Origin of the sequence: Desulfomonile tiedjei DSM 6799 (genome assembly GCF_000266945.1) — a bacterium.
Taxonomy (GTDB): Bacteria; Desulfobacterota; Desulfomonilia; order Desulfomonilales; family Desulfomonilaceae; genus Desulfomonile; species Desulfomonile tiedjei.
The window spans coordinates 5,139,946-5,165,156 of record NC_018025.1; the positions used below are offsets into that span (position 1 = coordinate 5,139,946).

A 25,211-nucleotide genomic window follows, 5' to 3' on the forward strand; every position below is an offset into this window, starting at 1 on the left:
GCTCGAGCTGGAGGTTTTGATGAAAAAAACCGGAATTGTAACCGGAATTATTCTATTCATTCTTGGTATGGCTGCGTTGTCCTATGCGGCCCCGAAAGAAGAGCCTTGGTCGGAAATAGAAGCACGGACGAAGTTTCTTCGGACAAAGCACTATATCGAGACCATTCGAGTCCATTCCGAAGTATTCAAGAGCGCCAAAGCTAAAGGTGGGGTCGATGTTCCGGGGCCGTTTCCGGTACACGTCATACTACCTGAGGACTACGAACAGAACGTGAATCGTCGCTACGGAGTAGTCTATCTCCTGGGCGGAAAATCGGGATGGGATAACGGTCCTGAACTCGGAGGCGCCACATATTGGTCTGTCTGGTGCAAAACGCCTCTTACCATGGATAATCTGAAATCCGGAATGCTCACTCCTGCGAGCTTTCAGGATAATATTTCCGATCAGGAGCTCCAGGTTTTTAATCAGTGGTTACGGCAAGACCCATATGATGACGTAATAGCAGTGGCAGTCTGGAATCCAGGCGGCGGGAACACCAGCCGCTACGAAGATTACCTTTTGGGTGAAGTCATTCCTTTCATAGACGCCCATTACCGCACAGTGCCCAATCGTCTGTTCAGGGGAATTGACGGGGCATGCGCCGGCGCAGCACAAGCCATTATGATTTCCGCGCGCCGACCTGACGTATTCGCGTATGCCGGCGGCCAGCAAACAGATCTGGGAAGCTATCCCATGACTCCTGACGTCTGGCGCAGCAATCTTGCAAAAATAAAGAAAGCGGGAGGAATCGCGTACAACATCAACACCAATGTGAAGGACGGCTGTAACTCGTACAGTAATCATGGTCGTTTGTACGAATTAGTGCAGGACATGCGTTCTTCAGGATTTCCCGTTGATGTGAATATATTTCAGAGTTGCGGTCACGGGTATTGTGCATACCGGTACCCCAACGGTCATCAGGCCTTGTATTGGTTTTCAAAGCAGTTCAAGAAGAACTTCGCTGCTCTCGGAATCAACCAGAATCAGGCTAAATCGAAAACAAACCCTCAGGTGTCCCCGGAGGGGGACAAGGTTCAATCTCGTTCCTCCTCGGAGCAGCAAAAAGACCTGCCCGGTTTGTGGTAAAACGAGATTGGAGAAACTCAGTCGTTTCTTGTACAGAGATGACTGCTTTGCAGGAATCATGGTGGGACAAAGCAACGGCTCCGCGTTGCTGATGTTTTCTGCGCTGATTCCCGAACAGGGGGCTCCAATTGATACAGACACATTTGAGAAACAAGGCGTCATTCTTGACCGCTCGCGTCCTCATTGTGGTGGCGATTCTCGCTATGATCGCACTGGGGGCGTGTTCCTCCCAGGAAAAGGCTGCTCCCGTTTCCGAATCCCGGCAGGTTCAATCCGAGATCGAAAAGCCGAAACCGGCCCCAGCGCCAGCCGAGCCCCAAAAGACCGTCGAACCCGAGATTGACAGGAAAATTGACGACATCAAAACGGAACCGGCATCGACTGCCGATGGCGTTGCGGTTACCGAGAAGATCCAGGGATACAAGACTCCGGCAGAGTACTTCATCCTTCAGTCCAAACGTATTCCATCAAATGTCACTGCAGTGAGTTTGCCATTAGACTATTTTGAACACCCGGACAAGAGTTATCCGCTGGTAATCGTTTTCGGCGGCGCGACTGAATGTGCCTTGGCTCCGAAACAGGGGTCTCTCGCGTGGCTCCATTATTACAAAACCGACGATGCAGTTGTTGCATTGGCAGGAAAATCTCTGGAAACGGCTCATTTCAGGGGCCTGGTTACGCCGGCTCATTTGAAGGATTTCAATCTCAAGTTGCGAGCAAAGCCTTATCAGGGAGTAATTCTCGCGTGTCCCGCGTCACCTCCTCTCGCCAGGCTGACCGGACCTGAGATTCCCGAGTACGAAGCGTTTGTCATGGCCGAGTTAATTCCCGCTTTGAAAAAGCATTACCGTGTGAAACCGGAGTTGATCGGTGTTGATGGCGTTTCCATGGGCGGATCGCGTTCCATGTATTACGGATTCAAGTACCCGGAGGTATTCTCCAGTATTGGATCGGTTCAGGGAGCATTCGGTCCGTACATGGATATTTACCGGGATCTGGTAACCTGGAATGCCGAGCATTTGAAACACAGACAAATACAGCTTGTCACTAGCGATAAGGACGTAATGGCCGCGTCTGTCCAGAAATTGCACCAATTACTGGTTTCCAAGAGAATTCCCCATGCGTACCTGATCCTTTCAGGACCGCACGATTATATTTTCAACCAGGGACCTGGAGCGATTTCGCTTCTTACATTCCACGATCAGGTGCTCAGGTGAGGTATTCTTTTTGAGAGCCGCCCCATGTCAAACGCTTGATCCTGTGGGATTCCGCGATCTCGAGGTCTTGCTGAATCGCGGCTGCGAACAATCACTATTTACTGCTGGGGCATTATCGGTTTCCCGTTCAGGAAAGACAATTCATGAACAATATTGTGGAAACCTGGGAAATTCGACAACCCCGAGTGTCGGACCGGATAGTCTCTTTGACTTGGCCTCTCTCACCAAAATCCTCGCAGTCACTCCTGCCTGGATGCTCATGGAGCAGCGGGAACCAGGTGTAATCGACAGCAGTATCTCACGTTGGTTAGCCGACGTACCCCTCGACAAATCGGAGATAACTCCGAGACATCTCCTGGCTCACTGTTCCGGCCTTCCGGCATGGAGACCGTATTATTTGCACGGTTCCAATTCCCGTAGTGAAATGCTCGACCGGATCTTTTCCGAGCCTTTGGAATACGCGACCGGAACGCTGTCAATCTATTCCGATCTCGGGTTTATGCTGCTCGCTTTCATCGTCGAAAAACAATTCGGCCAGGATTTCAACGCCTTTGTCGCAGAAAACCTGTATGAGCCCATGGGACTGAATGACGATCTCATTTTTCTGCCCGGTGCGAACAACAGCCGTGCTGTATGGACCAGGTACAGCGATCCTCCCGGATTGGTTCACGATCTCAATGCGAGGTCGCTGGGCGGAGTTTCAGGTCATGCGGGATTGTTCGGAACTCTGAAAGGTGTGACATCGCTTGCATCCGAGTTTCTGCATTCCCTAAAGACTCCTGAAGGCCTGTTTCGAAGCGACACCATCCATAAGTTTTGCCAGCCGGCCGGATTGGTAGAAGGCTCTTCTCGTGCGCTTGGCTTCGATACTCCTTCTCTTGAAGGCTCGTCCAGTGGAGAGAAATTCTCTCGTTTCAGCATAGGTCATACGGGTTTCACAGGCGTTTCTCTGTGGATTGATATTCCCAGGGAAATAATTGGCGTACTCCTCACGAACCGGGTCTTTATGGGGGAATCCGACCTCCGCATCAAACAATTCCGCCCTCTCGTTTACAATACCATTATTGAAATGCTGGAATGACGATCACATTCGGTTCTGCAATTCCGCATTCCCGAACAACAAACAAGACTATAGGTGCTCTGCGATCTTCTACGGCCGAATGAAAGGATTATTCTTTGAGAATCAGCGAGGTTTTACCATGATACACATAGATGTGCCTAAAGAGAAGCTCACGGCATTCTGCCGTAAACGTCATATTCGTTGGATGGCCTGCTTTGGTTCAGCAGTTCGGGACGATTTTGGACCAGATAGCGATGTGGATGTTCTCGTGGAGTTCGCACCGGACCATACCCCTGGATGGGAAATAGTTGACATAGAGGAAGATTTATCAGCGCTGCTGGGCGGCAGGAAAGTGGACCTCATCAATCCCAAGTACCTCAACCGACGGTTAAGAGATCGGGTCCTGGCCGAAGCGGAGGTCCTCTATGCAGAGGGATGAGATAAGTCTGCATCGTGACTGATACAGACCTCGCTGAAATATATGTTCGCTGAAGCGGCAAGATCGTCATATAATTCCGGTTCAACTGCGTCGATTATGGAAAACTAAATTGTTGGCGTTGCTCTGCCCCTAATTTAGGGACATGCAAAGAAAGATTGAAGAATGGCCATACAATTTGAATTCTTACCGGCAGGCTACGTGGACCAGCACTTCCAGAAAGACGAAGCCGGTCGAATCGTATTTTTTCCGTGGCTTGCTTGGGGCAGGGGCCGTATGTTACCGGACCAATCTTCAGAAAGTGATTTAAAGAGGCTCCTGAAGTTCCATAGTTCTATAGGTATTTTGGGTGCCATCATAGTGTACCCTCTTCTCGGAGTACTGTGGATGCTCTTTGCTATGATACTATCGACGTTATGGTATCACTTGAGACTGAGAGCGCTTATCAGCGGACTACCATTCAGCGAAGCTAAGTTTAAAAGGTTAAGCTTTCGAGAAAAACTTTCCTGGTACAACAAGCCGTTCAGCAAATTCACATTATGGCTGGTACTGGTTTTTTCAATGTTCTCCTTGTCAGCAGGGGTTTTTGGTTTACTCGATTCGTTAGATGTAATTGCCCCACCACCGATGAGTCCACGGACCAAAGAGACTCCAATAATTCCAATATTGTTGATACTCTTTTTTGGGGCAACAGCTACTTTGTCAGCCCATCGTCTAGCTCGCAAATACTGGTTGCAAGCCAGGACCCAAGGTGACGATGGAGATTGGTGAGAGAAATTGGCATAAAGGTTGTCGATCATGGAAATTGAACAATTGATCAAAGAAAAACGAGAAGAGATATTGCAGATCGCTCACCGACATGGGGCCAAGAATATACGTCTGTTCGGCTCCGTAGCTCGTGGAGAAACGAGGGAAACCAGCGACATCGATATTCTTGTTGAAGTTGGCGAAAACCCTTCCCCCTGGTTCCCAGGAGGGCTCATAGCCGATCTCGAAGAATTACTGGGACGGCGGGTCCATGTTGTCACGGTTGGGGCTTTGCATTCGTATATTCGGGACCGAGTATTGCAGGAGGCGGTTCCCTTATGAAGGATGATCGGCTATATTTCGTACACATCCTGGAGTGCATCGATCACATTTTGCAGTTCACCATTGACGGCACGAATTCTTTCCTGGCTGATCGCAAAACGCAGGTCAGTGGCACCCAGGCTCTGATACCTAAAGGACGGGACAATACATGGAAATAGCTTTTAACGTGATTGTCGAACGCGATGAAGAAGGATTCTATGTGGCCACAGTTCCAGAGCTTCGAGGCTGTCATACACAGGCTAAATCATTGGATACCCTCATGGAAAGAATCAGGGAAGCCATTGATTTGTGCCTTGATGAAGCTCACGTTGCCAGCCTCGAGAATTGATAACAGAAGTTGTTGTGTACTCACAAACGCGAGACTCATAAACGCATGATGATTCTTCAAAATAGTACTTTTTCTTGACTGGCGCGCGAGGAGCGCGTATGTTTTCCTTATGTAGGACAACATAGAAAAGTGGGGACATAAACAAAGCTTATGTGATAAGATTTCGGGATTAGCTTAGTGGAGGACAAGTTGGATGTTGTTTCTCCCTCGTGTAATTCCTGATTTCAACGGTGACGGTTACCTTCCTGAAGGAATTTATCCATGTGGTGACAACGGGTTATTTTTCCACTTTGTTGAGTCTTTTCCAGAAGCCATTACACGTGAGATGATTTTTGATGGTTTCACGAGGTGGAGGGTAGAAATTCGGCCATTAATAAAGGCTATTAGGCAATGGGTAGACGGTTCATTCGTCACTAACAAAATGAATCCACATGACGTGGACGTTGTTAGCTTTTGTGATACGGATTATTACAATAGCCTTACCAAAGACGATCAGGATGAAATTGATCGTCTGCTAGACGGACAACGTTCTACTCAGTCCGAGTATGCCACACACTCAATCCTGATTCTCAGTGCGCCTTTGGGTCATCCTGAACATCGGGATTCAGAAATATTTCGTAACCACTACAGAAAGTGGTTGGCTAAGACATATGTTGAAGATCCCGTCACTGGATACAGAGTTGAAACGAATCAACGGAAAGGCTTTCTGGAAATGACTTTGGGTGAGGAATGGGCTGCACCTATCATTTCGACAGAAAGGATCGAGTAATGTCTATCGAAATTGGACATGGCGATCAACTGGCTCCTCGGCTCCCGCACGAGATCATGGAAGAATTACGTGATCTTAAGAAGATAGAGGACGTCCTTGCTGAGCAAACAGAAGATACTGCTTCGCATCGGTTTAGATTGCGTTCTGTAAACAAAATGCGATTAGCCTTACAAGAAGAACTGCATGCCGCTCAATTATTGGGCTCTGATAATGATTTTGAACTCTCTTTAGAAGGGGAACCGGTTCAAGATCATATGATAGCTGCAAATTTTCTTGGTAGATTTTTGGCAGATTTACAAGAACTTGCAGATCGCGTTACTTTTGCGGCTGGGGCGACATCGAGAATTAGTGAAGAATTACCAGAAAGTAGCTTGTTAGACAGTAGAATTATGATCACTGGATGGCGTGCTTCGTCATTCACTGTTCAGTTCAAACTAGTTCCACAAAGACAAACTGATGACCTCTTAGTATCTGAGCGACATAAGATTGCTCTTAGAGATTTGCGGGGACTATTTGATGATGCCACACCTGATGAAGAGCTCACCGATTTAATTACGCGGTCTGCATCAAGAACCGCTTATCGAAGACTCCTCCGCAACGTTGCCAATGGAGGAGCCACTGTAAAATTGAGGACAAAGGTTGACCCGTATCCCACCAGACTCAGCGCGGAAAAGGCAGCAGAGCGCACCAGATGGATGGACGTCGCGGAAAAGGAAACAAAGCAGATTCTAAGAGTGGCTGGCATCCTTGTTGCCGGAAACATAGACGCTCATACCTTTAGGATTAGAACCAAAGAAATCACATATTGGGGTCCAATTGCGCCAGATGCCCAGCAACAGATACAACAAATTGCTCTGGGGAGTAATGTCAATGCCATGATCAAGCAAATCACAAAATATAAGAGTAAGGTTGACCACAAACCCAGCGTAAACTGGACGTTAGAAACTATTTCTGAGGCTCCGAAAGAGAGCAGCGAAGAAACCATCAACTTGTTTGAATGATTGCTTGTCTAATTCCTTTATCTCCAATCTGATCCGTATCCCCCATGCTTATCCTCTCTGGATTCCTATTAGTCCGTCCTCAAGGATAATCTCGTTTCTGGTGACGAGTACTTTCCACCTAAAAGGTCATGCCAGAGGAGTACACCTCTCCCGCTTTATTTCTACTGTTCCTTGATGTCTGCGATAGAAATGTGAGTGCCGTTTCGATCGAGAAATCCTTCTCTCACAAGCGCATCAACTATACCTTTCACTCTTTCAGGCGGTTCGTTCAAAGCACTGCATAGATCCTGCTCGGAAAGCTGTCGAGCTTTCACTAAAAGCTTCAGAATGTTACCTCGAATCTGCCGATCCGAACCTTGGAAGGAGGATTGTACGGAATAATGGGCGCTCCGGCGATTCGGATTCGATACAGTTTGCTTGAGCATAACTCCGTAATCCATGAGCGCATAGTACCATTCCCGAATTTTGCATGTGTCCAAGGTGAGTTCAATGAGGGGAAGGATCTGGGTGTCTCTTACAGATTCGCATTTCGGAAAAAAGGAATGAATAAACACTCTTCTGATATTGGTTTCAATGAACACGACCGGTTTTCGGAATGCAAATGCTGCTATGGCTCCAGCCGTCGCAGCGCCAATACCGGGAAATGTCTTTAGGGTATCCTGACAGGCCGGGAGTGTTCCCGAGAAATCCTCAATCACTTTCCAGGCAGTCTGTTGCAGAGCTTTAGCCCGCCGGTTGTATCCCAGACCTTGCCATAGTTCCAGCACTCGACTGAAGTGAGCTTCAGCCAATGAAGCAAAATCCGGAAAAGCAGAGATAAAATGTTCGTACTTGCCCAGGACCCGTTCGACCTGAGTTTGCTGCAGCATGATTTCAGAGACAAGAATCCTGTACGGATCGTCAGTTTTCCGCCAGGGCAATTCCCGACCGTGCTCCCGGAAGTGGATCCATATGTTTTCCCGAAACAGGTGAATCGCCCGAGAGTCAAGCTCAGGATGATTGGAATCCGCGTATGAGACATTTCGGGAAATGCCTTCAGGGATGGAAGGATTATTCTTGGTAGTGTTGAATCGAGGCACTATTCTTCTTCAATGATAAACGTCCCGGCAATTATGATCGCCTTGCCGTCATGTATGAACCGAGCGGATCCACCTTCGACCTCTACTTTATACCTTCCGGACCATGATTTAATCTGCTTCCCATCTGCCGCATACAGCGTAATGGTCCGTTTCAGCCCGACCAGGTCAGATTTCCAGTGACTGTAATCCTGCCGCTGCCGTTCCGTACAGCCCGAGAAGAGCGCTGCACATATAAAAAGCCCCATAATCAGAAATCTCTTCATGAGCACAAAACCTCACGCGAAAGTATATTTCTGAGTATGGGGCAATAATAGCCCGGATACAAGTTTCTAAAACAGTGGATCAATCGCTCAGCACGTCCGCGACCGCAAGGAAGAGATCCGATTCCCGGACCACCCCAATCAACTTTTTATCTTCGTATACAGGCAATACTGTGATTCTATTCTGGTACATAAGCTTTATGGCATCCATGAGATCCGCATCCGCCTGAATCGTGCCCCGTACTTTGAGCATGATATCCTTTACTTTCGTTTCGGCATTCCGGATCACTCGAGCCCTGAAACTTGCACGAGCTTCGTCCAAATCGAGCGCATCCGCTTGAGCGAAAGCAATGGATATTTCCGCAGACTCCAATCGAGTTGCGATGCCTCCCGCCAACTCGGGGACAAGCGCTTCTATGATGCTCTTGAAGCTGAGGATGCCGACCAATTCTTCGGATTTGTTCAAAACAAGGATATTTCGGTGCCCAGCTTGCGTACATTTTCCTTCTTCAATCTGACAGTAGAGTTTTCTCAGCTTAGGCACTGCTTGTCTCAATGAATCGTCAACATAGGTACTCGCATATTCGCTCAAAGGAACCAAAAGGTCCCTCACCTTTTTTGCAATTGGCATGGAAGTCTCCTTTCAATCCGCAAGTCCAAATGCATCGCCACAATCTTCATCCAAATCGAAAGTACTCATACCGACTCGCAAATCAAAGCAGTAATACGTGGGGAACCCTGTAAGAAGTGTTTCTCCGAGCATCTTATGCTTTGAAAGCGCAATATCAGTGGCCTCCCGAGCCCAGAATCCCGCTCGCGGCGGAGGCTAGAATCAGAGCTTCGACGAGCGCAAAGACTGCGTACAATTTATCGTCATTTCTCCAAAGAACCGGCACTATGGCTAAAAAACAGATAATAGTGACACCGGCAAGCAGTGCGATTCCGATGAAATTCAAGTAATCCCCGTACGCTATTAAGGAAAGCCATGTCCAACCGTCTTTCAGTCCGAAGTGATGCAGGTAATCATGAACGTTCATATTCCAATATTTGGTGACTTCATATGCCGGCACATAGGGCTTTAAAAAGCCAAATACATAAAGACAGTACGTGAAAATTACCAGCAGAAGACCAAAGAACATGCCTTTTTCCAGAATCCCGGCGTACACGAGCTGTTCTTGTCGCGGTTGCAAGGATTTTTCAAGATGATCGGTCATATATTTGCCTCCAAATGTAACCGTATTTGAGCAGACTCACGCCCTGGTCAGCCGAATATTCCTTTTTGCAGAGCTTTCAATCCTGCGAAACCCAGCATAGCTATAACGATCCACCGAACCACAGTGGGTTTTGCCACTTTCAGGAGTCTCACGCCGACAAACGATCCGAGCATGATTCCCACGAGAGAAGGAACTACTATCAATGGAATGACACATCCGTTGTTCAGATAGATCCATGCCGCGGAGGTATCTGTTATGGAAAGCAGGAACTTGCTCGTAGCCACACTGATCTTCAGTGGTGCTCCCATAAGGAGGTTTAGTACAGGAACGTTTGCCCAGCCTGCTCCGAGACCGAACATACCGGCCATGACTCCAATTGCGATGAATAGGAGCAGCCCTTGCCAGGTGCGGTGAATCTTCCACTGGACAATTTGCCCTGTGGTTGCCTCCTGGTATACCCCACTAATGTGCAGCGCGGCTGAAATCCAGTCAGCCTGCGGTACGTCCGGCAATTCGGATTTCTTTGCAGTCAACATCAATGCGCAAATGCCGAGGATTGTCACCCCCAACGCTATTTGAACAATCTTTGTCGGCAGAGCCAACCCGATCATTGCACCGATAATGGAAAAGGCTGAAGCAATGAGAGCCACTGGCATGGCAAGCCTCAGGCTGGCAAGATTCATCTTCAATAGTCCCGGGCCGGCTGCCAAAGCTCCTGCTAGAGCGACCAACAGACCCGCTCCTCTCACGAAATCCAGGTGAAATGGAAAAAATCCGCTGATAATAGGAACGAAGAGGACTCCTCCTCCAACTCCGCCGAGCACCGCCGCTACCCCCATTACAAAGGTAACGACTAACAGAAGTACCGGCCAAATCCACCATCCGTACTCCGATCCGCCTGGATCCATCGGCGATGTCTGCGCACATGCCCACTGTCCCAGGAAAAGGACCGATACCATGACCGCCGCAACGATCAGGAAATGCCTTCCACGTTTTGTCATTTGAAGCTCCTGCCCTCATGCACGAGTAATCTTTAAAAGTCCCGAACATCTAGCCTGATCTATAAAGCTGCCGTTTAAGGCAAAAGTTCACCCGTTGGCCGTCGGAAAACGGTCGAGCACCCTTCCGACGTCATCAATGGACCCAATCCGATTCAGATCGGGTCAAGTTCCCCCAGATCTCACTCCAATTTTTCGGACGAGAGAACACTGCACTGAAAATCAAGCTACCCCGGAAAAGTCTTGATCAGCATTCCCGGCAGAATCTCGATCGGTAATGCAGCTTGTGGAAGCGCAGCCCTCCTTCTATTACAAGAGTGAGTACCTCAATATCCGTCTACCAGCCTCTTGCCGCCACAATCTTATCGATCTCGGCGCGGCGAATACGTTCTTCCTGTTCGGATTTTCGGGCGTACGCCCTGAGAATCTTGGAAACCAAGTCCGCGGTTTCCGTGGGCTTCATCAAATAGTCGTAAGCTCCCAGCTTCAAGCCGTCTATCGCTGTTTCTATGGTTCCATGACCGGTTAACATGATGACTTCGATCAAAGGATATTTTTGCTTGATCTCCTTTAGCGTTTCGATACCGTCCTTGCCCGGCATAAGCACGTCGAGAATCACTACATCCGCTTTTTCTTCGGAGATTCGCTCGAGACATTCATCGCCGGAATATGCTCGCGATACCTTGAGTCCCCGGGTTTCCATTCGTTCCGCCAGTGTCTCTACGAATTCTTTTTCATCATCGACAAGGAGCACTTTCACGTCCATGATAAGTGGCCTCCCTTCTCATCATTTGTTCTTTTCGTCTATGATTTCCCTGGCTGTCTGAAACTCACCTTCTTCAGCAAATGCAGCAGCCGCCATAGTGTCTTCCAATTTTTTCTTGTATGCCTGGCGGAGCGTTTTTACGAGCCTCTCCATGTCCACGGGTTTCTGAAGATACGCAAAAGCGCCAAGCCGCTTCGCCTCTGCTTCATCTTTCTCGGAACCGTGACCTGTGAGAACGACGACCTGGACTTGCGGATATGCTTGTCTTACGCGCCGTAGCACCTCCATTCCGTCTATGCCGGGCATTTTAAGGTCGAGCACCATGACATCGGGAACATCTTCCTGCACTCGCTGGAGCGCCTGCTCTCCACTCAGAGCGAGATCCGGCGAAAGATCTCGCATTTTCATTCGTTCAGCGAGGGTAGTGACGAAATCTTCCTCGTCATCGACCATAAGCACCTTGAATTCTTGCATTGTATCCTCCAGCTTCGGCTGTTTCCGCAGCTTTGTCGAATCAAACGGGCTGCTTCGGATAAAACAGATACCCTTCGAACAGGATTTCCCGTACGCACCCCGAAACAAACTTGTTGATAGCGAAATCTATGTGGACAAGCAGCAAGAGTATGTTTGTCACATAGTAACAGTCAGATATTTGAGTCGGACTCCCGAAAGCCCTACTGCTTCCACAAACGATTCTTGATAGTGGGCAATTCCATAGAACACTTTTGCATGCTGCAGTCCTACGGTCTCAAGGAATGAAGCTTTACGAGCCACTCCCGCCAAGATCTCGGCCGCGTATTCGTGACAATTCTCCTCGGCAAATGCTGCGGCAGCAAATGCAGTACTGAGCGAAGGTAGGATGCTGACGGCTTCCCGGGTTTCAGGAATAGGGGTTTCCGCTATTTGCAGAGCGGTCTTGTGCTCGCCTTCCTCTGCAAAGGCGGCTGCGGCAAACCAGCTTTCGAGCTTTGGTTTCCAGTTCATGGCTTCCTCTTTGTTTAGAGCGAAATGAGGTCGGTTGAAGTATTGCCATGCCATGCTTGCGCTCAACTCCGTCAAGTGGCGTAGTGTTTCCAAGATAACTTTACATAATTCCGGACCTTCCAGGATATTGGGCTTTTTGGACCACAAAAACGGGCCCGAACCGTTCTGCTCCCGAATATATGCATCTACTGCAGCCACAAGATCGGACACACCGGCAGCAGAAGAATCTCTCTTGTTTCCTGCCGTGCCGTCCAAAAGCTCTTGTATATCATGTCCGGAAAGATACCCCCGCGGAACGATCTGAACGCAGATGTTCGGCAACGCGCCCAATCCATTATCGACCAAATATTTCACCGAATCCGCGTCCTCAAGGAAAAGATGAAGTTCGCCGCCATCTGAAATATTAGACTCCAATTGGTGCACAAAGCTCCACAATCCCGCTGTGGCTGCGTCAAGGTCACTGTGCCCGGTAACAACTGAATTCAGAAGCTTAAGGGATTCGGATAAGCACGAATCACACCCGATTGCGGAATCCCGCAGTTGTGTCGACTTTTTCTCCGGACTGAAGCTGCATCCGAAGGACTTCTGAAACGAGCCTCGCTCCAACTTCAGAGCAAAGGCCCTGACAGGTGGATTCAGGTACACTCCTGCAATTTCGACAAATCTGCTTTCCGAAGGCTTTTCCTTCTGGCGTTTACCACCGCGTTTCTTCCGGGAAGCCGCTCCGAGCGTTTTCCAGATCCTGGCCACAGTGGCGTTACTCACACCGAGGGCTTTTGCCAAAGTCCGCGTCGTCCAGTGTGGAGCATCCAGTGGAGTCGAATTCAAGGTTGCCTGAACGATGGCTTCCCTGACTTCCGGGTCCAATTTCCTCGAACTGGGGCCTCTGGGTGCATCCTTTGTCAGACCTTCCGGACCTTGCTCCTGAAAGCGCTTCCTCCAGAGCAGAACTGTAGGTCTGGAGGTTTTCATGCGGTCGGCAATTTCCGTAGCGGGCAGTCCGTCTGCTGCAAACAGGCAAATCTGAGCACGAAAGACAACGCGTTGAGGTGTAGTCTTGGCTCGAATCCAGCTTTCCAGCAGTTCTCTTTCATCCGCTGTCATGGGGAGATTTTGTGTCTTTTTTCCCATGCTCTTCTTGTAACACCTTGGTTCATATGTGGCAAGTTATTTCTGTAACAAACAGATTCCTTTTTCCAAAAAAACGGGGTCGCGATCCTTAACTTTACAGATGTAGCTTTCCATAATTTGTTTCTCAATTCCCTTGGCCGCGCCCGGGGAAACAAACCCTCACTTTGAGAGGGGAATCTTCAGTCTCAACTTGAATCTCAAGCGCGGATGCGGTTCTGTGGACTGCATTCAAGAGGGGGCCTGCAGCAGGCCGTGGGTTCTCGGCCGGCTTGTTCGAGATTTCCCCTGGAAGCACCGTAATCTCCACACATTTGCGTTCGGAAGAATCCGGGACTCGTAATTCAATCGTGCTGCCGGGACCCGATCCATGCATGAGAAGATCCATGCATTGAAACAGGAGCATTTGCAGAAGCAGGGGATCTGTCGTGACGCTTGAGCTCTTTTCAGCAGGTTTCACATCCAGTGTGATTTCCTTGAGTCGAGCAAATCTCTTACAGAGATGCGCGGCCTGGGAAACAGCCTGATTTATCTCCACACTCGCGGAGATTTCATCGGATGAATGAGCAAATGCATTCAGTTTTGTGGAGAGATCGACCCCTCGCTGCACTTGCTCGGCAATACGGCCCAGAGTGCGCTGAACCTTTTCACGAGGCAATGGAGTATTATCCTTTGCCAAAAACAAAAGGTCTTCGAGTAGACCTGCGGATTCCTTTATAATTGCCAGAACGTTCTTTATTTCATGGGTGACACCTGCTGTGATTTTGCCCATGAACTCCGTTTTTTCCATATCAAACCTCTCGCTCGGACTTGCTTACCGCATCCTTGATTCTTGCGACCAAGTCTTCGATGTGAACCGGTTTCATCAAGTAATCGAATGCACCGAGCCGCAAACCCTCCACTCCTTCCGATACGGAACCCATACCGGTAAGAAGAATGACCTGAATTTGAGGAAAATCCTGCTTGATTCTTTCGAGAACCGCCAGACCGTTCATTCCCGGCATCATCAAATCGAGGATAACCACTTCGGGGACCGATTTTGAAAGACTCCGCAATGCATCTTCCCCGCTGTTTGCTACATCTACGCTGATACCTCTGAGATCGAGTCGCTCGGCCAAAGTGGAAGCGAACTCCTTTTCATCATCGACAAGTAGCACCTTGCAGTTCATGTCAGCTTTCCACTCCTTCTTTTGGGGTCTTGGGAAGGAAAATCAGGAATCTCGTGCCCTGTCCCGGTTTGGAAAAAACCTCAATTTCTCCACCGAGTTTTTTCACAATACCGTATGTAATCGACAAACCGAGCCCCGTCCCGTTGACCTTTTTTGTTGTAAAGAACGGCTCGAAAATGTGTTTCAGAGTGTCTTCGGACATCCCTATGCCATCATCCTGGAAAGAAATGCCCACAAAATTGAAATCCTTATCCCAGGTGGCCATGGCGACCGTTCCTCCGTCTTTGACCGCGGCAAAGGCGTTGTTCAGAATATTAAGAAAGACCTGCTGAATCTGACCGCGGTCTGAAGCTATCCGCGGCAGGTCTTTCGCTAAATGCAGGCTTATCTGTATGTTTCGGTGAAGTGCTTCTTTTTCGAGAAAGCTCAGGGTCTCCTGCAAGACTTCGTTCACATCCAGGACTTCAATTTGCACTTCCATTCTTTTCGCAAAACCGAGGAGTCGATGAGTTATGTTCCGGCACCTGTCCACCGAAGCGGTAATCGCCTGGACCAAGCCTAGGAATTTGTCTCTTTGGGGAAAATCGGAGTTCAACTGAATCAGATCCTTCATGAGCCCCGCTTTTTCGTTAATGATCGCCATGGGATTGTTCACTTCGTGGGCCACACCGGCTGCCAGTCTTCCGATGGATGAGAGCTTGTGTGTATGCTGTACTTCCCGGTACGCCAACTCTCGTTTTTCATCACTGATCTGCAGTCGTTCCACGAGCACCCGTGTCAGGCGTATCACCACGAACACAATGACGAGCACACCTCCTATGAACACCAGAAGAAGCTCACTTTTCAGGGTGTACCAAGCCTTCAATACCTCGGCCTTGGGCTTCACCACCATAAGTATGAAATCGGATCGGTTGAAATAGGCGTACCCCACCAATACGTCTTTACCGGTTGAATCGGTGCGTTCGACGATTGCAGGCTCGTAGCTGGCCGGAGGAATCAAATCCGGCCGCTCATCGAGAACATTTCCGTAGAACTTGGATTGAGTCTGAAGAATGCCGTTTCTGCTGATAAGAAATGCGTCGGTTCGAGTATCGAGTCCCATGCTGCCGATGAGTTCGTCAAACCTGCGAGTGTCAATGGTTGCGCGCACAATCCACGCCTCACCGGAATCACTGAGATGATATACGGCGACCACCACATGCGGAAATCTTCGATATCCCATGAATACATCGCTTATATAAACACTGTTTACCTTAAGTTGCTCAAACCACCCCTGATTTGCGTAATTCTTTCCCTTCAGATCGTACGGGCCTGCATAGCTGACCTGAACTCCGTTTGCATCAATGAGTCCAAGATCGACGAATCCGTCGAATTCCTGTTTGAGCACACGGAAGATGCGGTTCAGTTTTTTTTCGTTCGCTAAATCCTCATATGTATAAGCAGATGCGATGAACCGCACGGTTGCCAGCCTGTTTCCCAGGAAAAGCTCAAAGGAGTGTTTGGTCTTGTTTACGAGCACTCGGATAGGGTTCAGGACTTCATCTTTGAGGGCCGATTGATACTGGTGATAATTAATCAGAGCCATAAGGGACAGCGGGACCAAGGTTATGAGAAACATGAGAATTGAAATGTTTCTCCGTATCATCGTGTAACGTCTAGGTCCCTGAATCTCCTCGGGGATTTCAAGAAGACCCCTGCAGGGCGCCGGAATGAATTTTCTCAGGTTCATGATTCCTCAGACAAAGAGGGACAGCTCAAATGTTTCTGAAAAACGTTTACATTAATCACGTTTCCGGAAAAGTAGCTTCAGTCACAGGATGGACCTTATGATGCCAGACTTTTCCGAAGATTGCACCCGTGAGCGTGTTGTTACACATTTTTTCCATTTCCGCGTACGGCGGTCACTTCCGTCTCCCGGTCGTCGTGGCAGTCTGTCACTACGAGAGAAAGGCTGGGACACGTGATTCACACAAGGAAGGTTTTTAAAGTGTCCCCTCCCATTTCAGGTGTAAAGGAGCCGCAGTTAAAAGTCAAGTTATTATTGTAACACTTGTCGAATTCGACCTAGGCGCGCCGGTTTCCCTCTTGAATCTGTAGGAAGAGGCAGAAAAGTAAATGCACTGATTGACGGTGTCTTTGATTGGTTGTTTCGAACGAATCCCGTGCGAGACGCGGAAAAATGCACTGGCGATTCATGGCGGTTAAGGAAAAATGATGATTTTTGAGTCCAGGAGGACGACTGATATGCAATAAATTAGCGCCGCAATCGCAAAAATTAACGTCTAATTGAGGATAAGAGTATTGGTGGGTGCCGGCCTCCGGAGGTTGTCTCAAATGAACTCACAAGAACATCGTGCCACGATTTGATACCCGTAGTAGTAGGGGCAGACCCACGCGTCTGCCCTAATTTGGGCGGACACGCAGGTCCGCCCCTACACTCAAGCAGGGAAGATGATGAGAATTCGTGCCACTATCTCGGATAAATTTCGATTTTTGAGACAATTTCGGGACGCAGTGACCCCGGTGACCACTAGTATCTTTGTTTTCGAGCGCGGGATAGGCGTCAGAATTTTGAGCAATCGCTATAATCTCTTTGCGAAAGAGAGTTGAAAGGTTAGCGCGCCTGTGAGACAGAGAGGGACTTTGGAACAAATCCCTCTCCTCAAGTTCCTAAGAATCGATCAATGCCGAATTTCCGTTATCTTTCGTGCCTGTGGCCTCTCCCATGCGACTTATCTCCGAAGAATCCGCGAACCTGGCGTTTGCTCAAGAGATCGGCCAGACGATCGACCTGATCCGAGCTGAGCAGACTGAGTCGATCCCTCTGAAGCTTCAAACGTTCGCGGAGCATTTCACTTTTCAGCTTCACCATTTCATCATCGATTTTGGTCATTCTATCCTGATCGATCTTCCCCGAAATCATCATTGTACGTTTTTCATCTTTGAGTGCGTGCAAGCCGGTACGCAATTTCCTGGTGCGGTCCCGGAATTGAGCGAACTGTCCGCGCATATCTTTGAGTTGTTGATCGTTCAGCCCCAACGCTTCTTTCATATCCACTTTGTGCCGGTGCCTTTTCCAGTGTCCGGTCGCGGATGGATCGAAAGAGTGCGGACCACCCGGCCCCGGGAGCGGACTTTGAAATTCCTGACCCGGTGTCTGCAAGGCAGGATTTTGCAGCGCGAACCCCATATCTGCAGCCATCAGCAAAACAGTCATAAGTGCACAGGAAAACAATACCTTCACGATTTTCATAATCGCCTCCTCATGGTTTATTACTTGTGTTGACTGAGAAGAAGGATTCGCGTTAAATGGTTTGATGAAAAAGATTCACGTTGAATTGCGGACTACGGAGTGAAGCACCTGTTCAGACGCGTCGATGAAGAGATCGCGATTTGTCGGCACTTCCACTGTACCCTGGAATGGCCTGAAATGTGTGCCGAATCTATGGTTGAATTTTGTTATCCGGGGAACTGTCCGGAAAAAAAACGGACAGATACAATATGTATTGTGTGAACCCCTTCACAGTGCAGGGGAATGGGTACAACAGGATCTTAATATCAGGTTTCGGCACTAAGGATTGTCAATCGTTCCGGACTCCACGCGGGAAGAATACCGGATTGTTCTTGCCTGGATCTTGACGAGCGCGGAAATAATCTGGTACACTCGCTGAGTTTTGCCGATCCTTCCCGAACGCGCCGGTGAAGCGGCCATAGCCGGTGGTCGGAGAGGGCGGTCTGGAGTTACTGAACCCGTCAGGTCCGGAAGGAAGCAGCGGAAGTAATCTCGGGGACCGGCCCTCAATCCCGATCACCGGCCGTGGTCGTTTCTCACGGCATCGGATGCCTCGCACAAATGCCATCATATCTGGTTCTCGCAAGAAAGTACAGACCCTCCACATTCTCCGAAGTAGTCGGACAAGGCCATGTGGTTCAGACTCTCTCGAATTCCATCATTTCGGGTCGGGTAGCGCATGCCTTCTTATTCTGCGGTGTACGCGGCGTCGGCAAAACCACGGTTGCACGCATTCTGGCCAAATCGCTCAATTGTTCGGGCCGCGACGCAGCCGATCCGAATCCCTGCAATTCATGCACGAGCTGCAAAGAGATAAGCTCGGGGACCTCCGTCGATGTTCAGGAGATTGACGGCGCATCCAATACGTCGGTGGAAAATATCCGTGAGATCAATGAGAACATAAAGTACCCGCCTGTAGCTTCCCGGTACAAGATCATCATCATCGATGAAGTCCACATGATCTCGATCAATGCATTCAACGCGTTGCTCAAGACACTTGAAGAACCGCCGTCACACGTGAAATTTATCTTCGCCACTACAGAATCCCACAAGGTTCCGCCCACGATAAACTCCCGGTGCCAGCGGTTTAATTTTCGGACTATTTCGGTCAAAGAAATTGCCGACGGAATGGAAAAAATCCTGGTGCAGGAGGGGATTCAGGCCGAAGAGGAAGCGCTCATCCTGCTCGCACGGGAGGCGGGCGGTTCGTTCAGGGATGGATTGAGTCTCTTGGATCAGATTATCGCATTCTCGTCTCAGCGGATAACTGTCCAGGACGTGACGCAAATCCTCGGAATTGTCGGGAAAGACTGTTTCGGCAGACTCGTCACTGCTGTGCTGGACAGGGATCCTGCAGAGTCCTTGAAGATCGTTCACGAACTCTTTCAGCAAGGATTCGATCCGGAACAAATCGTGATGGATTTGATCCAGTATGTCCGCAATCTCATTGTAGCTCGGAGTATTCCCCGGAATGCTCGAACAGAAGGTTTGATTGAAGCGCCGCCTTCCGAGATTCAAGACATGGAGGACATTTCCGGACGCTCTTCACCCCAGGAACTCCAAAACCTATTCAGCATTCTTCTGAAGAGTGAAGGAGAAATCAGGCGTTCCGGAAATCCCTGGGTGACCATGGAGATGACCATCCTCAAGATGGCGTATGCGCCTGAACTCACCGATCTCGCAGAGATCATCCGCCGCATTGATAAGGGTCTTCCGGCAAGTCCGAAACCCAGACCTTCGTCGGAGCCCCCTCCAAAATCGAAGAAGGCTGAAACGAGCACTTTGCGGCCTGTGGCTGCAGTACCCGATACTCGACCGGATCCTCCGGAAGATATTCCCCCGGAGACGTTCACCATCACTCAGATCATGCCGCTTCCGTCCGGAAGTCCGGATGAGGTATGGGCAGATCTCAAGGATCGGTTCAGGTCTGAAAACGAATCCATTTTGCCGTCCGTAATGGATCACGGGAATCTGCTTTTGTTCGGTCCTACAGAAGTTGAAATCGGTTTCACCAAAAAGATTCATAAAGAAAGCTTCGAGTCCAGGTTGGCTAAGAAGCCGGAACTTGGCACCTTGCTGCAGGATTTCTTCGGAGGAGCGCACATCAAAATTTTGACGTTGGCGGCTCCCACCTCCCTGGACACCAAAGATCCCTATGCAGGGCCTTCGGATGGAGAAAGCGACTTCAACCGCGCTCTGAAAACGGAAGCAGTCGAGAATCCTATAACGAAAGCCATTCTCTCGGAATTCGACGGAAGCTTTGTAGAGGATATCAAGATCTTAGCGTTGCCTAAGATGTGATTGGGTCAGGGGGATCTTGAAATTCAAGGAGATCCCTTCTTGACAGAGGTGACTCAAATTTCTAACCTGCTAGTACGATCTAATGAGGAGATGTTATTATGGCTGGATGTAAAAGCTGCTCAGGACGTTCGCACCTTGCCGGGCCCAGACAACCCCGAGCCGTGGAAAAACTTGGTAACTGCGAATTATCGAGCAATCCGAGGTATCCTCGCATTTTCGTTGGAAAACAAGCTATCTATTCTGACGAAAACACTCAGTTGATAGTCACCGTGATATCCGATGAATCTGATGAGAAGCAGGACAAGTTCACCCTGAAACTGACGACCATCTTGAAAGACCTTCTCGAGAACTATTCCGACGGTGACCAGTTCCAGATCGATCAGATTGCCGGCGAACATCGCTGGAAATTGCACGCACTCATTTAGTTGGAATTCACTTCCTTATAGAGTTGATTGTACACGGTCGGGTGAGTCGCCTCACTCTGACCGTGCAGCAAAACAAAACCGTCTGCAAGTTTTGAATGTGATCTTTTTCGGGGGCTGCCGTGGATAGACAGTTTGACCGAGAGGGGCTTGCCAAGAACGATGGCCGTGAAAACAGACCCGCTTTTGTCGCAGTCAACGGCACGGTGTATGATGTGTCCGCAAGCAAGCGGTGGGCTGGTGGAAATCATATGAAACGCCATCAGGCGGGAACCGATCTAAGTATGGATATAATCTCCGCTCCCCATGGGTTGGATGTGCTGGACCGATTTCAATCAATAGGTGTTTACACGCCCACTTTGCAAGCACCATCTTCCCCGCTGAAAGCGCGGGTGGAAGATCTTCTTGACACGTACCCTTTTTTCAGAAGACATCCTCATCCTGCCGTCGTCCACGTCCCTGTCGGGTTTCTTACAATAGCCCCTTTTCTGGTTGTGCTGAGTATCGTTTTCGGTTCTGCAAGAACCGAATGGGCTGCATATTGTTGTGTCCTGGTGGCCACAGTATCGATTCCACCTTCAATTGCGACCGGGTATTTCACCTGGTGGATAAATTACGATCTCCATGATTCACCGATTATTGCTTCAAAACGCCGCCTGGCTTGGGTTACACTCATACTGGCCGTCCTCGCAGGTGTGACGAGAGGTATGGCGGTGCAGGAACCTGTAAATTTTACCTCAGTTCCAGTGCTGATTTACCTTCTGCTCGTCTCGATCCTGGCTGTTCTGGCCGCGAGGATAGGATTTCTCGGCGGCAAACTTGTCTTTCCCTATGATTCTCACTGATGCAGGAATTGATACCTGTACTGCGGATGTCGGCAATCAGCGGGAAAAAGGAATCTTATGAATCAAACAAATGCGGAAGCCTCCAGCATACTGAACAGATTCTGGTCAGCCGACTGGAGACTGTTCTTTGCGCTATCGCGTACGCCCCATGCGGTCTTGGACATGTGTACCCCGGCATTGGCCGCGGTGTTGTGGCTCGGTGGGTTTCCTCCGATTTCTGTGACCCTCGTAGGGTTGATTACCGCTTTTTCCGGGTACACTGCAGTATACGCACTCAATGACCTGGTAGACTGCAAAATAGATCGGCAACGATTGGGTCTCACGGAGAATTCCCCTGAGACAGTCCGTGTGGATGAAATTCTCATGCGACATCCGGTTGCCCAGGGAGCACTCTCCTTCGAGACCGGTTTGGCCTGGTTTGCTTTGTGGTCTCTCATAGCATTGGCAGGCGCATGGTGGCTAAATCCGTTTTGCGTCATCCTTTTCGTCCTCGCAGCAAGCATGGAAGTTATCTACTGCAAGATGCTTCGGATCAGTCATCTCAAGATAATTCCCTCCACCATCGTGAAAGCTACAGGTGGTCTCGCTGGATTGTATGCAGTAGAACCTCACCCTGATCCGGCCTTTGTTGCGCTGTTGGTGATATGGCTTGGGGCCTGGGAAATCGGTGGACAGAATATTGCTAACGATATCGTAGACATGCAAGCGGATCAAAAGGTCTCGGCTCGAACAACATTGACGATCCTCGGCATGAAGGAATCCGTTTTCATCCTCCTGGCGGGTATTTCGGTTGCTGCATCTGCAGGAATCCTCATGTACTGGTTTTCAGGTCCGGGCCTGAATTTCTTCTACCCATTCGGAGCCGCGGTGCTTTCATGGAAACTCCTGTTGCAGCCCGCTCGACAGGTTTACCTTAATCCCGGTCCGGAAACTGCTGCTTCCCTTTTTAACAGGGCAAGTTATATGCCGCTTGGCTTTCTCGTGATCGCTCTGATCTCTCTTTTACCTTTCTAGTGTGACCTGATGAAATGCAGCAACGATCCCCATAGACCCGTGGTACCCTTCCGCACCATCTTCAACTGGAAATCTCTCACCGACAAAGAACAAATGCTCATGAACTGGCCGGAACGAGTGTGGATTTACAGTCCGGTTCGCGTGTTCTTTCAGAAGCGAGAAATTCGGAAATGGCTGAGACTTACCGGAATGGTTGACGTAGAAGATGCCCTGGAAATCGGCTGCGGTCTGGGTAGAGGGGCCGCTCTCCTGGCGAGGGATATGGGATTTCAGAGTGTTGCGGCATTCGATCTCGAAGAAAAGCTCATTCGAAGAGCAGTGAGACACAGGCCGCAATCATTGGCGAACAGGGTTTCCTTTTACGTGGGAGACGCACAGGATTTGCCTTTCAGAGACTCCTCTTTCGATGCTGTCGTTAATTTCGGGATCATCCATCACGTTCTTGACTGGCGTCGCTGCATTGCCGAACTCTCCCGAGTGCTCCGGCCGGGGGGGCTATTCTTCTTCGAAGAAATCTATCCCCCACTTTATGCGAATTTCTTGATGAAACACATCGTGAGACACCCCACCGAGGATCGATTCAGCCCAACACAATTCCTGGAGACGCTCCGAAAAGAATCTTTGATTCTTGTGGACGGAGTGGAGACCGGATCGAAGTTCGGAATCGTGGGAGCTGCCCGAAAATCAAAAGAGTAAGACCGGGGAAACCCTTCTTACAAGAAGGGTTTCCCAAATCTTACTGATTTGGAAGACGCATCGATAATATGAGCGTGATTCGAGAAGATGCGTAATGAATCCGGCAGATCGCGAAGACATGGCAGTTAGACTAATTGCCAAAAATTCCGACGTTTATCTCACACTCCAATTCAAGATATCAGTGGAGACCGGCGTCCCTGCCGGTCCATTTTATTGATATCATTTATTATATTGAAGATGTGCCGACACGGAGGCCGGCACCCACCAATACTCCTATCTTCAATCGGACATTAATTTCGACAATTGCTATAACCTGTCGGGATGACTATTTTTTGATGTTCGCTGCCTATTTTCGGCCCGAACGTTTCTTCTTGCGGACGGGTTTACACGAGGCCCCGTACAGATCGGGAGGAGGACCGGGAATAAGAACAGGAGCAGGTGCAGGGTAACAACCGGAAATTCCGCCTCCATATCGTGTTTGCCATTCAGCTAATTCCCGGAAACTGACGCCTTCTATACGTTGTTCTTGCCTGACCTGGGCGAACCCGGGCTGGATGCACGACATGAGTATCAGAAGACCCATAATCCACCCACACATAACCAGCCGATCCCTTTTCATGTTCGTGCCCTCTGACTTCTGTGAATGCCGGCTCAGGTACGGCCTTCAGCATACAATAGCATAAAGGGCGTTTAAGAATCTATTCATATCAATGCACCTTCAAAGCAGTGAGATTTGGGGAAGCTTTTTTGTAAATGGATTATGTCCTTAGTTCAGCACCGTAGTGAAGGCATTGGCTTTATCCAGGCTTCAGCTTGGATGCGGTGAACCCGTTGTCTGCACGGGTGAACTGCATCGGCTTCATTAACTGTCCTGATATTGCGGGCGCACTAGCAATTGCCAAAATTAGTGTCCGATTGAAGATTAGGAATATTGGTGGGTGCCGTGCCTCCGTGCCGGCACATCTTCAGCCGTCCCGGATGACCGGCACGGAGGCCGGTCGCTACCGGGCACCCATCTCGCGTTTCGCGGGACCCCTACCCGATCCACATTGGCCCTAATCCTTCGGACCAGGATCGGTGTGAGCACTGGATCGAGGAATTGGAAGGAATCGAGGCACTTTTTTCATGTACGCGACATACTGCTTGCCGAATTTCGCGAGAAGTCGTTTCTCTTCAATGTGGGCGCCGATAATAAGGTAAGCCGAGAGAACAATATTTATGACGAAATCCGTGCGTTTCAAGTCACGGGCCCACAGGAGCATGAGACCTCCGAGAAACTGCGGATGTCTTATCCATCCATAAATTCCCCAGGTGATGAGTCGATCTCTGCCGCGTTTTCTGTTGCCGTGGGTTCCAAGAGCTCGTAGCCCGAGGAAATCAATGAATCCGATATACTGAAAGGAGAGAATAAGCAGTATGATGCCGACAATGGCGAGAAGAAGTCGAATGTAATGAAGATTACCTGTCCATTGCCACAGCGCTTTTCCGTTGTCCCATGGAGTAATCCACCAGAGCCCGGTCAGACTCAGAGCTGCAAAGATACTGTATGCCAACCGATAGTATCGTTTGAAGCCGGTGTCCAGGATTCCGGTCTTCCTGATGGGCCCCTCTTCATTGAGGAGTGAATGCACGACGCACCAGGAACCCCAAAGGATGGCAGTCGTGAACAATCGCGCAAACGCATCACCATCAGAATCCATAATCCTTCCCGGAATGTCTTCTGCGTTTACGTCTCGGCCTGGACTGGTTAGCAAGCGGGGGTGGGACAGATTCCTGCTGCGCGGATCGGATAGGAACAAATTTACCCGTGAATTTGTTCTCAAGATCGACGTCGGATCTGCTGTCGTCTTCCGAGACCAGGTCAAGACCGATATCTTCAATCATCTTCTCGGCCTCGGAGACACACAAGATCACGTTTTCAATGTTCTCTATGCGTTTCTGGTATTCGCTTAATTCTGCGCTTGGCTTCACTCCATAGTCACTGTGCAGCATCTTTCCTCACGTGCAACCGAACTTC

Annotated in this window: 29 protein-coding genes and 1 other RNA gene; 15 read left to right on the top strand and 15 right to left on the bottom strand. The window is 49.4% G+C overall.

What is annotated here, in order from left to right:
- Positions 1–19: 19 nt before the first annotated feature.
- The 9 genes from DESTI_RS21965 (at position 20) to DESTI_RS22005 (ending at position 7,026) form a co-directional block, all read left to right on the top strand.
- The gene (locus DESTI_RS21965; RefSeq protein ID WP_014812174.1) at positions 20–1,126 is read left to right on the top strand and encodes an alpha/beta hydrolase; all 1,107 of its coding nucleotides are present in this window, start codon (positions 20–22) and stop codon (positions 1,124–1,126) included.
- Positions 1,127–1,254: 128 nt separating this feature from the next.
- Positions 1,255–2,343 carry an alpha/beta hydrolase gene (locus tag DESTI_RS21970; protein WP_014812175.1) on the top strand — a complete coding sequence of 363 codons (1,089 nt, stop codon included), beginning with the start codon at positions 1,255–1,257 and terminating at the stop codon, positions 2,341–2,343.
- A gap of 10 nt (positions 2,344–2,353) precedes the next feature.
- Positions 2,354–3,424 carry a serine hydrolase domain-containing protein gene (locus tag DESTI_RS21975; protein ID WP_014812176.1) on the top strand — a complete coding sequence of 357 codons (1,071 nt, stop codon included), beginning with the start codon at positions 2,354–2,356 and terminating at the stop codon, positions 3,422–3,424.
- A gap of 118 nt (positions 3,425–3,542) precedes the next feature.
- Positions 3,543–3,842, top strand: coding sequence for a nucleotidyltransferase family protein (locus DESTI_RS21980; protein ID WP_014812177.1), 300 nt, complete (start codon positions 3,543–3,545; stop codon positions 3,840–3,842).
- Positions 3,843–4,637: 795 nt separating this feature from the next.
- Positions 4,638–4,928 (top strand): nucleotidyltransferase family protein, encoded by a 291-nt coding sequence (locus tag DESTI_RS21990; protein WP_014812179.1) that lies wholly within the window; start codon positions 4,638–4,640, stop codon positions 4,926–4,928.
- A complete protein-coding gene (locus DESTI_RS30955) occupies positions 4,925–5,086 on the top strand; it encodes a hypothetical protein (protein WP_014812180.1) in 162 nt (53 codons plus the stop codon). The genes DESTI_RS21990 and DESTI_RS30955 overlap by 4 nt, the downstream gene beginning before the upstream one ends.
- Positions 5,077–5,256: a type II toxin-antitoxin system HicB family antitoxin gene (locus DESTI_RS21995; RefSeq protein ID WP_014812181.1), complete on the top strand. Its 180-nt coding sequence runs from the start codon at positions 5,077–5,079 to the stop codon at positions 5,254–5,256. The genes DESTI_RS30955 and DESTI_RS21995 overlap by 10 nt, the downstream gene beginning before the upstream one ends.
- Before the next feature lie 193 nt (positions 5,257–5,449).
- Positions 5,450–6,025 (top strand): DUF6932 family protein, encoded by a 576-nt coding sequence (locus DESTI_RS22000; RefSeq protein WP_014812182.1) that lies wholly within the window; start codon positions 5,450–5,452, stop codon positions 6,023–6,025.
- The gene (locus DESTI_RS22005) at positions 6,025–7,026 is read left to right on the top strand and encodes a hypothetical protein (protein ID WP_014812183.1); all 1,002 of its coding nucleotides are present in this window, start codon (positions 6,025–6,027) and stop codon (positions 7,024–7,026) included. Before DESTI_RS22000 ends, DESTI_RS22005 begins: the two co-directional genes overlap by 1 nt.
- A gap of 161 nt (positions 7,027–7,187) precedes the next feature.
- On the opposite strand, the gene DESTI_RS22010 is transcribed toward DESTI_RS22005, so the two are convergent.
- The 12 genes from DESTI_RS22010 to DESTI_RS22065 all read right to left on the bottom strand — a co-directional run bounded on the left by DESTI_RS22010 (position 7,188) and on the right by DESTI_RS22065 (position 17,877).
- On the bottom strand, positions 7,188–8,105 hold the full coding sequence (locus tag DESTI_RS22010) for an HhH-GPD family protein (protein ID WP_014812184.1): 918 nt from the start codon (positions 8,103–8,105) through the stop codon (positions 7,188–7,190).
- Positions 8,105–8,368, bottom strand: coding sequence for a hypothetical protein (locus DESTI_RS22015; protein ID WP_014812185.1), 264 nt, complete (start codon positions 8,366–8,368; stop codon positions 8,105–8,107). Before DESTI_RS22015 ends, DESTI_RS22010 begins: the two co-directional genes overlap by 1 nt.
- A gap of 79 nt (positions 8,369–8,447) precedes the next feature.
- Positions 8,448–8,996 carry a CBS domain-containing protein gene (locus DESTI_RS22020; protein WP_014812186.1) on the bottom strand — a complete coding sequence of 183 codons (549 nt, stop codon included), beginning with the start codon at positions 8,994–8,996 and terminating at the stop codon, positions 8,448–8,450.
- 154 nt (positions 8,997–9,150) lie between these two features.
- The gene (locus DESTI_RS22025; protein WP_014812187.1) at positions 9,151–9,579 is read right to left on the bottom strand and encodes a hypothetical protein; all 429 of its coding nucleotides are present in this window, start codon (positions 9,577–9,579) and stop codon (positions 9,151–9,153) included.
- Between the two features lie 47 nt (positions 9,580–9,626).
- Positions 9,627–10,580 carry a sulfite exporter TauE/SafE family protein gene (locus DESTI_RS22030; RefSeq protein ID WP_014812188.1) on the bottom strand — a complete coding sequence of 318 codons (954 nt, stop codon included), beginning with the start codon at positions 10,578–10,580 and terminating at the stop codon, positions 9,627–9,629.
- A gap of 334 nt (positions 10,581–10,914) precedes the next feature.
- Positions 10,915–11,343 (bottom strand): response regulator, encoded by a 429-nt coding sequence (locus tag DESTI_RS22035; protein ID WP_014812189.1) that lies wholly within the window; start codon positions 11,341–11,343, stop codon positions 10,915–10,917.
- Between the two features lie 21 nt (positions 11,344–11,364).
- A complete protein-coding gene (locus tag DESTI_RS22040; protein WP_014812190.1) occupies positions 11,365–11,817 on the bottom strand; it encodes a response regulator in 453 nt (150 codons plus the stop codon).
- A 156-nt stretch (positions 11,818–11,973) separates the two neighbouring features.
- Positions 11,974–13,458, bottom strand: a complete 1,485-nt coding sequence (locus tag DESTI_RS22045; protein WP_014812191.1) for a helix-turn-helix domain-containing protein — start codon at positions 13,456–13,458, stop codon at positions 11,974–11,976.
- A 124-nt stretch (positions 13,459–13,582) separates the two neighbouring features.
- Positions 13,583–14,245: a sensor histidine kinase gene (locus tag DESTI_RS22050; protein ID WP_014812192.1), complete on the bottom strand. Its 663-nt coding sequence runs from the start codon at positions 14,243–14,245 to the stop codon at positions 13,583–13,585.
- 1 nt (position 14,246) lies between these two features.
- Positions 14,247–14,624, bottom strand: coding sequence for a response regulator (locus tag DESTI_RS22055; RefSeq protein WP_014812193.1), 378 nt, complete (start codon positions 14,622–14,624; stop codon positions 14,247–14,249).
- Position 14,625: 1 nt separating this feature from the next.
- The gene (locus tag DESTI_RS22060) at positions 14,626–16,353 is read right to left on the bottom strand and encodes a sensor histidine kinase (RefSeq protein WP_014812194.1); all 1,728 of its coding nucleotides are present in this window, start codon (positions 16,351–16,353) and stop codon (positions 14,626–14,628) included.
- Between the two features lie 969 nt (positions 16,354–17,322).
- Positions 17,323–17,877, bottom strand: coding sequence for a Spy/CpxP family protein refolding chaperone (locus DESTI_RS22065; protein ID WP_014812196.1), 555 nt, complete (start codon positions 17,875–17,877; stop codon positions 17,323–17,325).
- A 470-nt stretch (positions 17,878–18,347) separates the two neighbouring features.
- Here DESTI_RS22065 and ffs point away from each other — a divergent pair.
- The 6 genes from ffs to DESTI_RS22090 all read left to right on the top strand — a co-directional run bounded on the left by ffs (position 18,348) and on the right by DESTI_RS22090 (position 23,194).
- Positions 18,348–18,430: signal recognition particle sRNA small type (gene ffs / locus DESTI_RS30235), an RNA gene on the top strand.
- A gap of 47 nt (positions 18,431–18,477) precedes the next feature.
- Positions 18,478–20,217, top strand: a complete 1,740-nt coding sequence (gene dnaX, locus DESTI_RS22070; protein WP_014812197.1) for a DNA polymerase III subunit gamma/tau — start codon at positions 18,478–18,480, stop codon at positions 20,215–20,217.
- Positions 20,218–20,315: 98 nt separating this feature from the next.
- The gene (locus tag DESTI_RS22075; RefSeq protein ID WP_014812198.1) at positions 20,316–20,642 is read left to right on the top strand and encodes a hypothetical protein; all 327 of its coding nucleotides are present in this window, start codon (positions 20,316–20,318) and stop codon (positions 20,640–20,642) included.
- Between the two features lie 119 nt (positions 20,643–20,761).
- Positions 20,762–21,484: a DUF2231 domain-containing protein gene (locus DESTI_RS29280; RefSeq protein WP_014812199.1), complete on the top strand. Its 723-nt coding sequence runs from the start codon at positions 20,762–20,764 to the stop codon at positions 21,482–21,484.
- Between the two features lie 57 nt (positions 21,485–21,541).
- Positions 21,542–22,498: a UbiA family prenyltransferase gene (locus DESTI_RS22085; RefSeq protein WP_014812200.1), complete on the top strand. Its 957-nt coding sequence runs from the start codon at positions 21,542–21,544 to the stop codon at positions 22,496–22,498.
- Between the two features lie 9 nt (positions 22,499–22,507).
- Positions 22,508–23,194, top strand: coding sequence for a class I SAM-dependent methyltransferase (locus tag DESTI_RS22090; RefSeq protein WP_014812201.1), 687 nt, complete (start codon positions 22,508–22,510; stop codon positions 23,192–23,194).
- Between the two features lie 346 nt (positions 23,195–23,540).
- Here DESTI_RS22090 and DESTI_RS22095 read toward each other — a convergent pair whose 3' ends face one another.
- The 3 genes from DESTI_RS22095 to DESTI_RS22105 form a co-directional block, all read right to left on the bottom strand.
- Positions 23,541–23,813, bottom strand: a complete 273-nt coding sequence (locus DESTI_RS22095) for a hypothetical protein (protein WP_014812203.1) — start codon at positions 23,811–23,813, stop codon at positions 23,541–23,543.
- Between the two features lie 436 nt (positions 23,814–24,249).
- Positions 24,250–24,894, bottom strand: coding sequence for a methyltransferase family protein (locus tag DESTI_RS22100; protein WP_014812204.1), 645 nt, complete (start codon positions 24,892–24,894; stop codon positions 24,250–24,252).
- The gene (locus DESTI_RS22105; RefSeq protein WP_014812205.1) at positions 24,884–25,186 is read right to left on the bottom strand and encodes a hypothetical protein; all 303 of its coding nucleotides are present in this window, start codon (positions 25,184–25,186) and stop codon (positions 24,884–24,886) included. Before DESTI_RS22105 ends, DESTI_RS22100 begins: the two co-directional genes overlap by 11 nt.
- Between the last annotated feature and the right edge of the window lie 25 nt (positions 25,187–25,211).

What these genes read in the sequence shown, in the direction of transcription:
- DESTI_RS22005 (WP_014812183.1), top strand. Translation starts at nt 6,025, where the DNA reads ATGTCTATCGAAATTGGACATGGCGATCAACTGGCTCCTCGGCTCCCG.
- DESTI_RS22015 (WP_014812185.1), bottom strand. Translation starts at nt 8,368, where the DNA reads ATGAAGAGATTTCTGATTATGGGGCTTTTTATATGTGCAGCGCTCTTC.
- dnaX (WP_014812197.1), top strand. Translation starts at nt 18,478, where the DNA reads ATGCCATCATATCTGGTTCTCGCAAGAAAGTACAGACCCTCCACATTC.
- DESTI_RS22000 (WP_014812182.1), top strand. Translation starts at nt 5,450, where the DNA reads ATGTTGTTTCTCCCTCGTGTAATTCCTGATTTCAACGGTGACGGTTAC.
- DESTI_RS22065 (WP_014812196.1), bottom strand. Translation starts at nt 17,877, where the DNA reads ATGAAAATCGTGAAGGTATTGTTTTCCTGTGCACTTATGACTGTTTTG.
- DESTI_RS21995 (WP_014812181.1), top strand. Translation starts at nt 5,077, where the DNA reads ATGGAAATAGCTTTTAACGTGATTGTCGAACGCGATGAAGAAGGATTC.
- DESTI_RS22105 (WP_014812205.1), bottom strand. Translation starts at nt 25,186, where the DNA reads ATGCTGCACAGTGACTATGGAGTGAAGCCAAGCGCAGAATTAAGCGAA.
- DESTI_RS21990 (WP_014812179.1), top strand. Translation starts at nt 4,638, where the DNA reads ATGGAAATTGAACAATTGATCAAAGAAAAACGAGAAGAGATATTGCAG.
- DESTI_RS22060 (WP_014812194.1), bottom strand. Translation starts at nt 16,353, where the DNA reads ATGAACCTGAGAAAATTCATTCCGGCGCCCTGCAGGGGTCTTCTTGAA.
- DESTI_RS21965 (WP_014812174.1), top strand. Translation starts at nt 20, where the DNA reads ATGAAAAAAACCGGAATTGTAACCGGAATTATTCTATTCATTCTTGGT.
- DESTI_RS22100 (WP_014812204.1), bottom strand. Translation starts at nt 24,894, where the DNA reads ATGGATTCTGATGGTGATGCGTTTGCGCGATTGTTCACGACTGCCATC.
- DESTI_RS22050 (WP_014812192.1), bottom strand. Translation starts at nt 14,245, where the DNA reads ATGGAAAAAACGGAGTTCATGGGCAAAATCACAGCAGGTGTCACCCAT.
- DESTI_RS22095 (WP_014812203.1), bottom strand. Translation starts at nt 23,813, where the DNA reads ATGAAAAGGGATCGGCTGGTTATGTGTGGGTGGATTATGGGTCTTCTG.
- DESTI_RS22090 (WP_014812201.1), top strand. Translation starts at nt 22,508, where the DNA reads ATGAAATGCAGCAACGATCCCCATAGACCCGTGGTACCCTTCCGCACC.
- DESTI_RS22020 (WP_014812186.1), bottom strand. Translation starts at nt 8,996, where the DNA reads ATGCCAATTGCAAAAAAGGTGAGGGACCTTTTGGTTCCTTTGAGCGAA.
- DESTI_RS22075 (WP_014812198.1), top strand. Translation starts at nt 20,316, where the DNA reads ATGGCTGGATGTAAAAGCTGCTCAGGACGTTCGCACCTTGCCGGGCCC.
- DESTI_RS22055 (WP_014812193.1), bottom strand. Translation starts at nt 14,624, where the DNA reads ATGAACTGCAAGGTGCTACTTGTCGATGATGAAAAGGAGTTCGCTTCC.
- DESTI_RS22040 (WP_014812190.1), bottom strand. Translation starts at nt 11,817, where the DNA reads ATGCAAGAATTCAAGGTGCTTATGGTCGATGACGAGGAAGATTTCGTC.
- DESTI_RS22035 (WP_014812189.1), bottom strand. Translation starts at nt 11,343, where the DNA reads ATGGACGTGAAAGTGCTCCTTGTCGATGATGAAAAAGAATTCGTAGAG.
- DESTI_RS22025 (WP_014812187.1), bottom strand. Translation starts at nt 9,579, where the DNA reads ATGACCGATCATCTTGAAAAATCCTTGCAACCGCGACAAGAACAGCTC.
- DESTI_RS22085 (WP_014812200.1), top strand. Translation starts at nt 21,542, where the DNA reads ATGAATCAAACAAATGCGGAAGCCTCCAGCATACTGAACAGATTCTGG.
- DESTI_RS22045 (WP_014812191.1), bottom strand. Translation starts at nt 13,458, where the DNA reads ATGGGAAAAAAGACACAAAATCTCCCCATGACAGCGGATGAAAGAGAA.
- DESTI_RS21980 (WP_014812177.1), top strand. Translation starts at nt 3,543, where the DNA reads ATGATACACATAGATGTGCCTAAAGAGAAGCTCACGGCATTCTGCCGT.
- DESTI_RS30955 (WP_014812180.1), top strand. Translation starts at nt 4,925, where the DNA reads ATGAAGGATGATCGGCTATATTTCGTACACATCCTGGAGTGCATCGAT.
- DESTI_RS22030 (WP_014812188.1), bottom strand. Translation starts at nt 10,580, where the DNA reads ATGACAAAACGTGGAAGGCATTTCCTGATCGTTGCGGCGGTCATGGTA.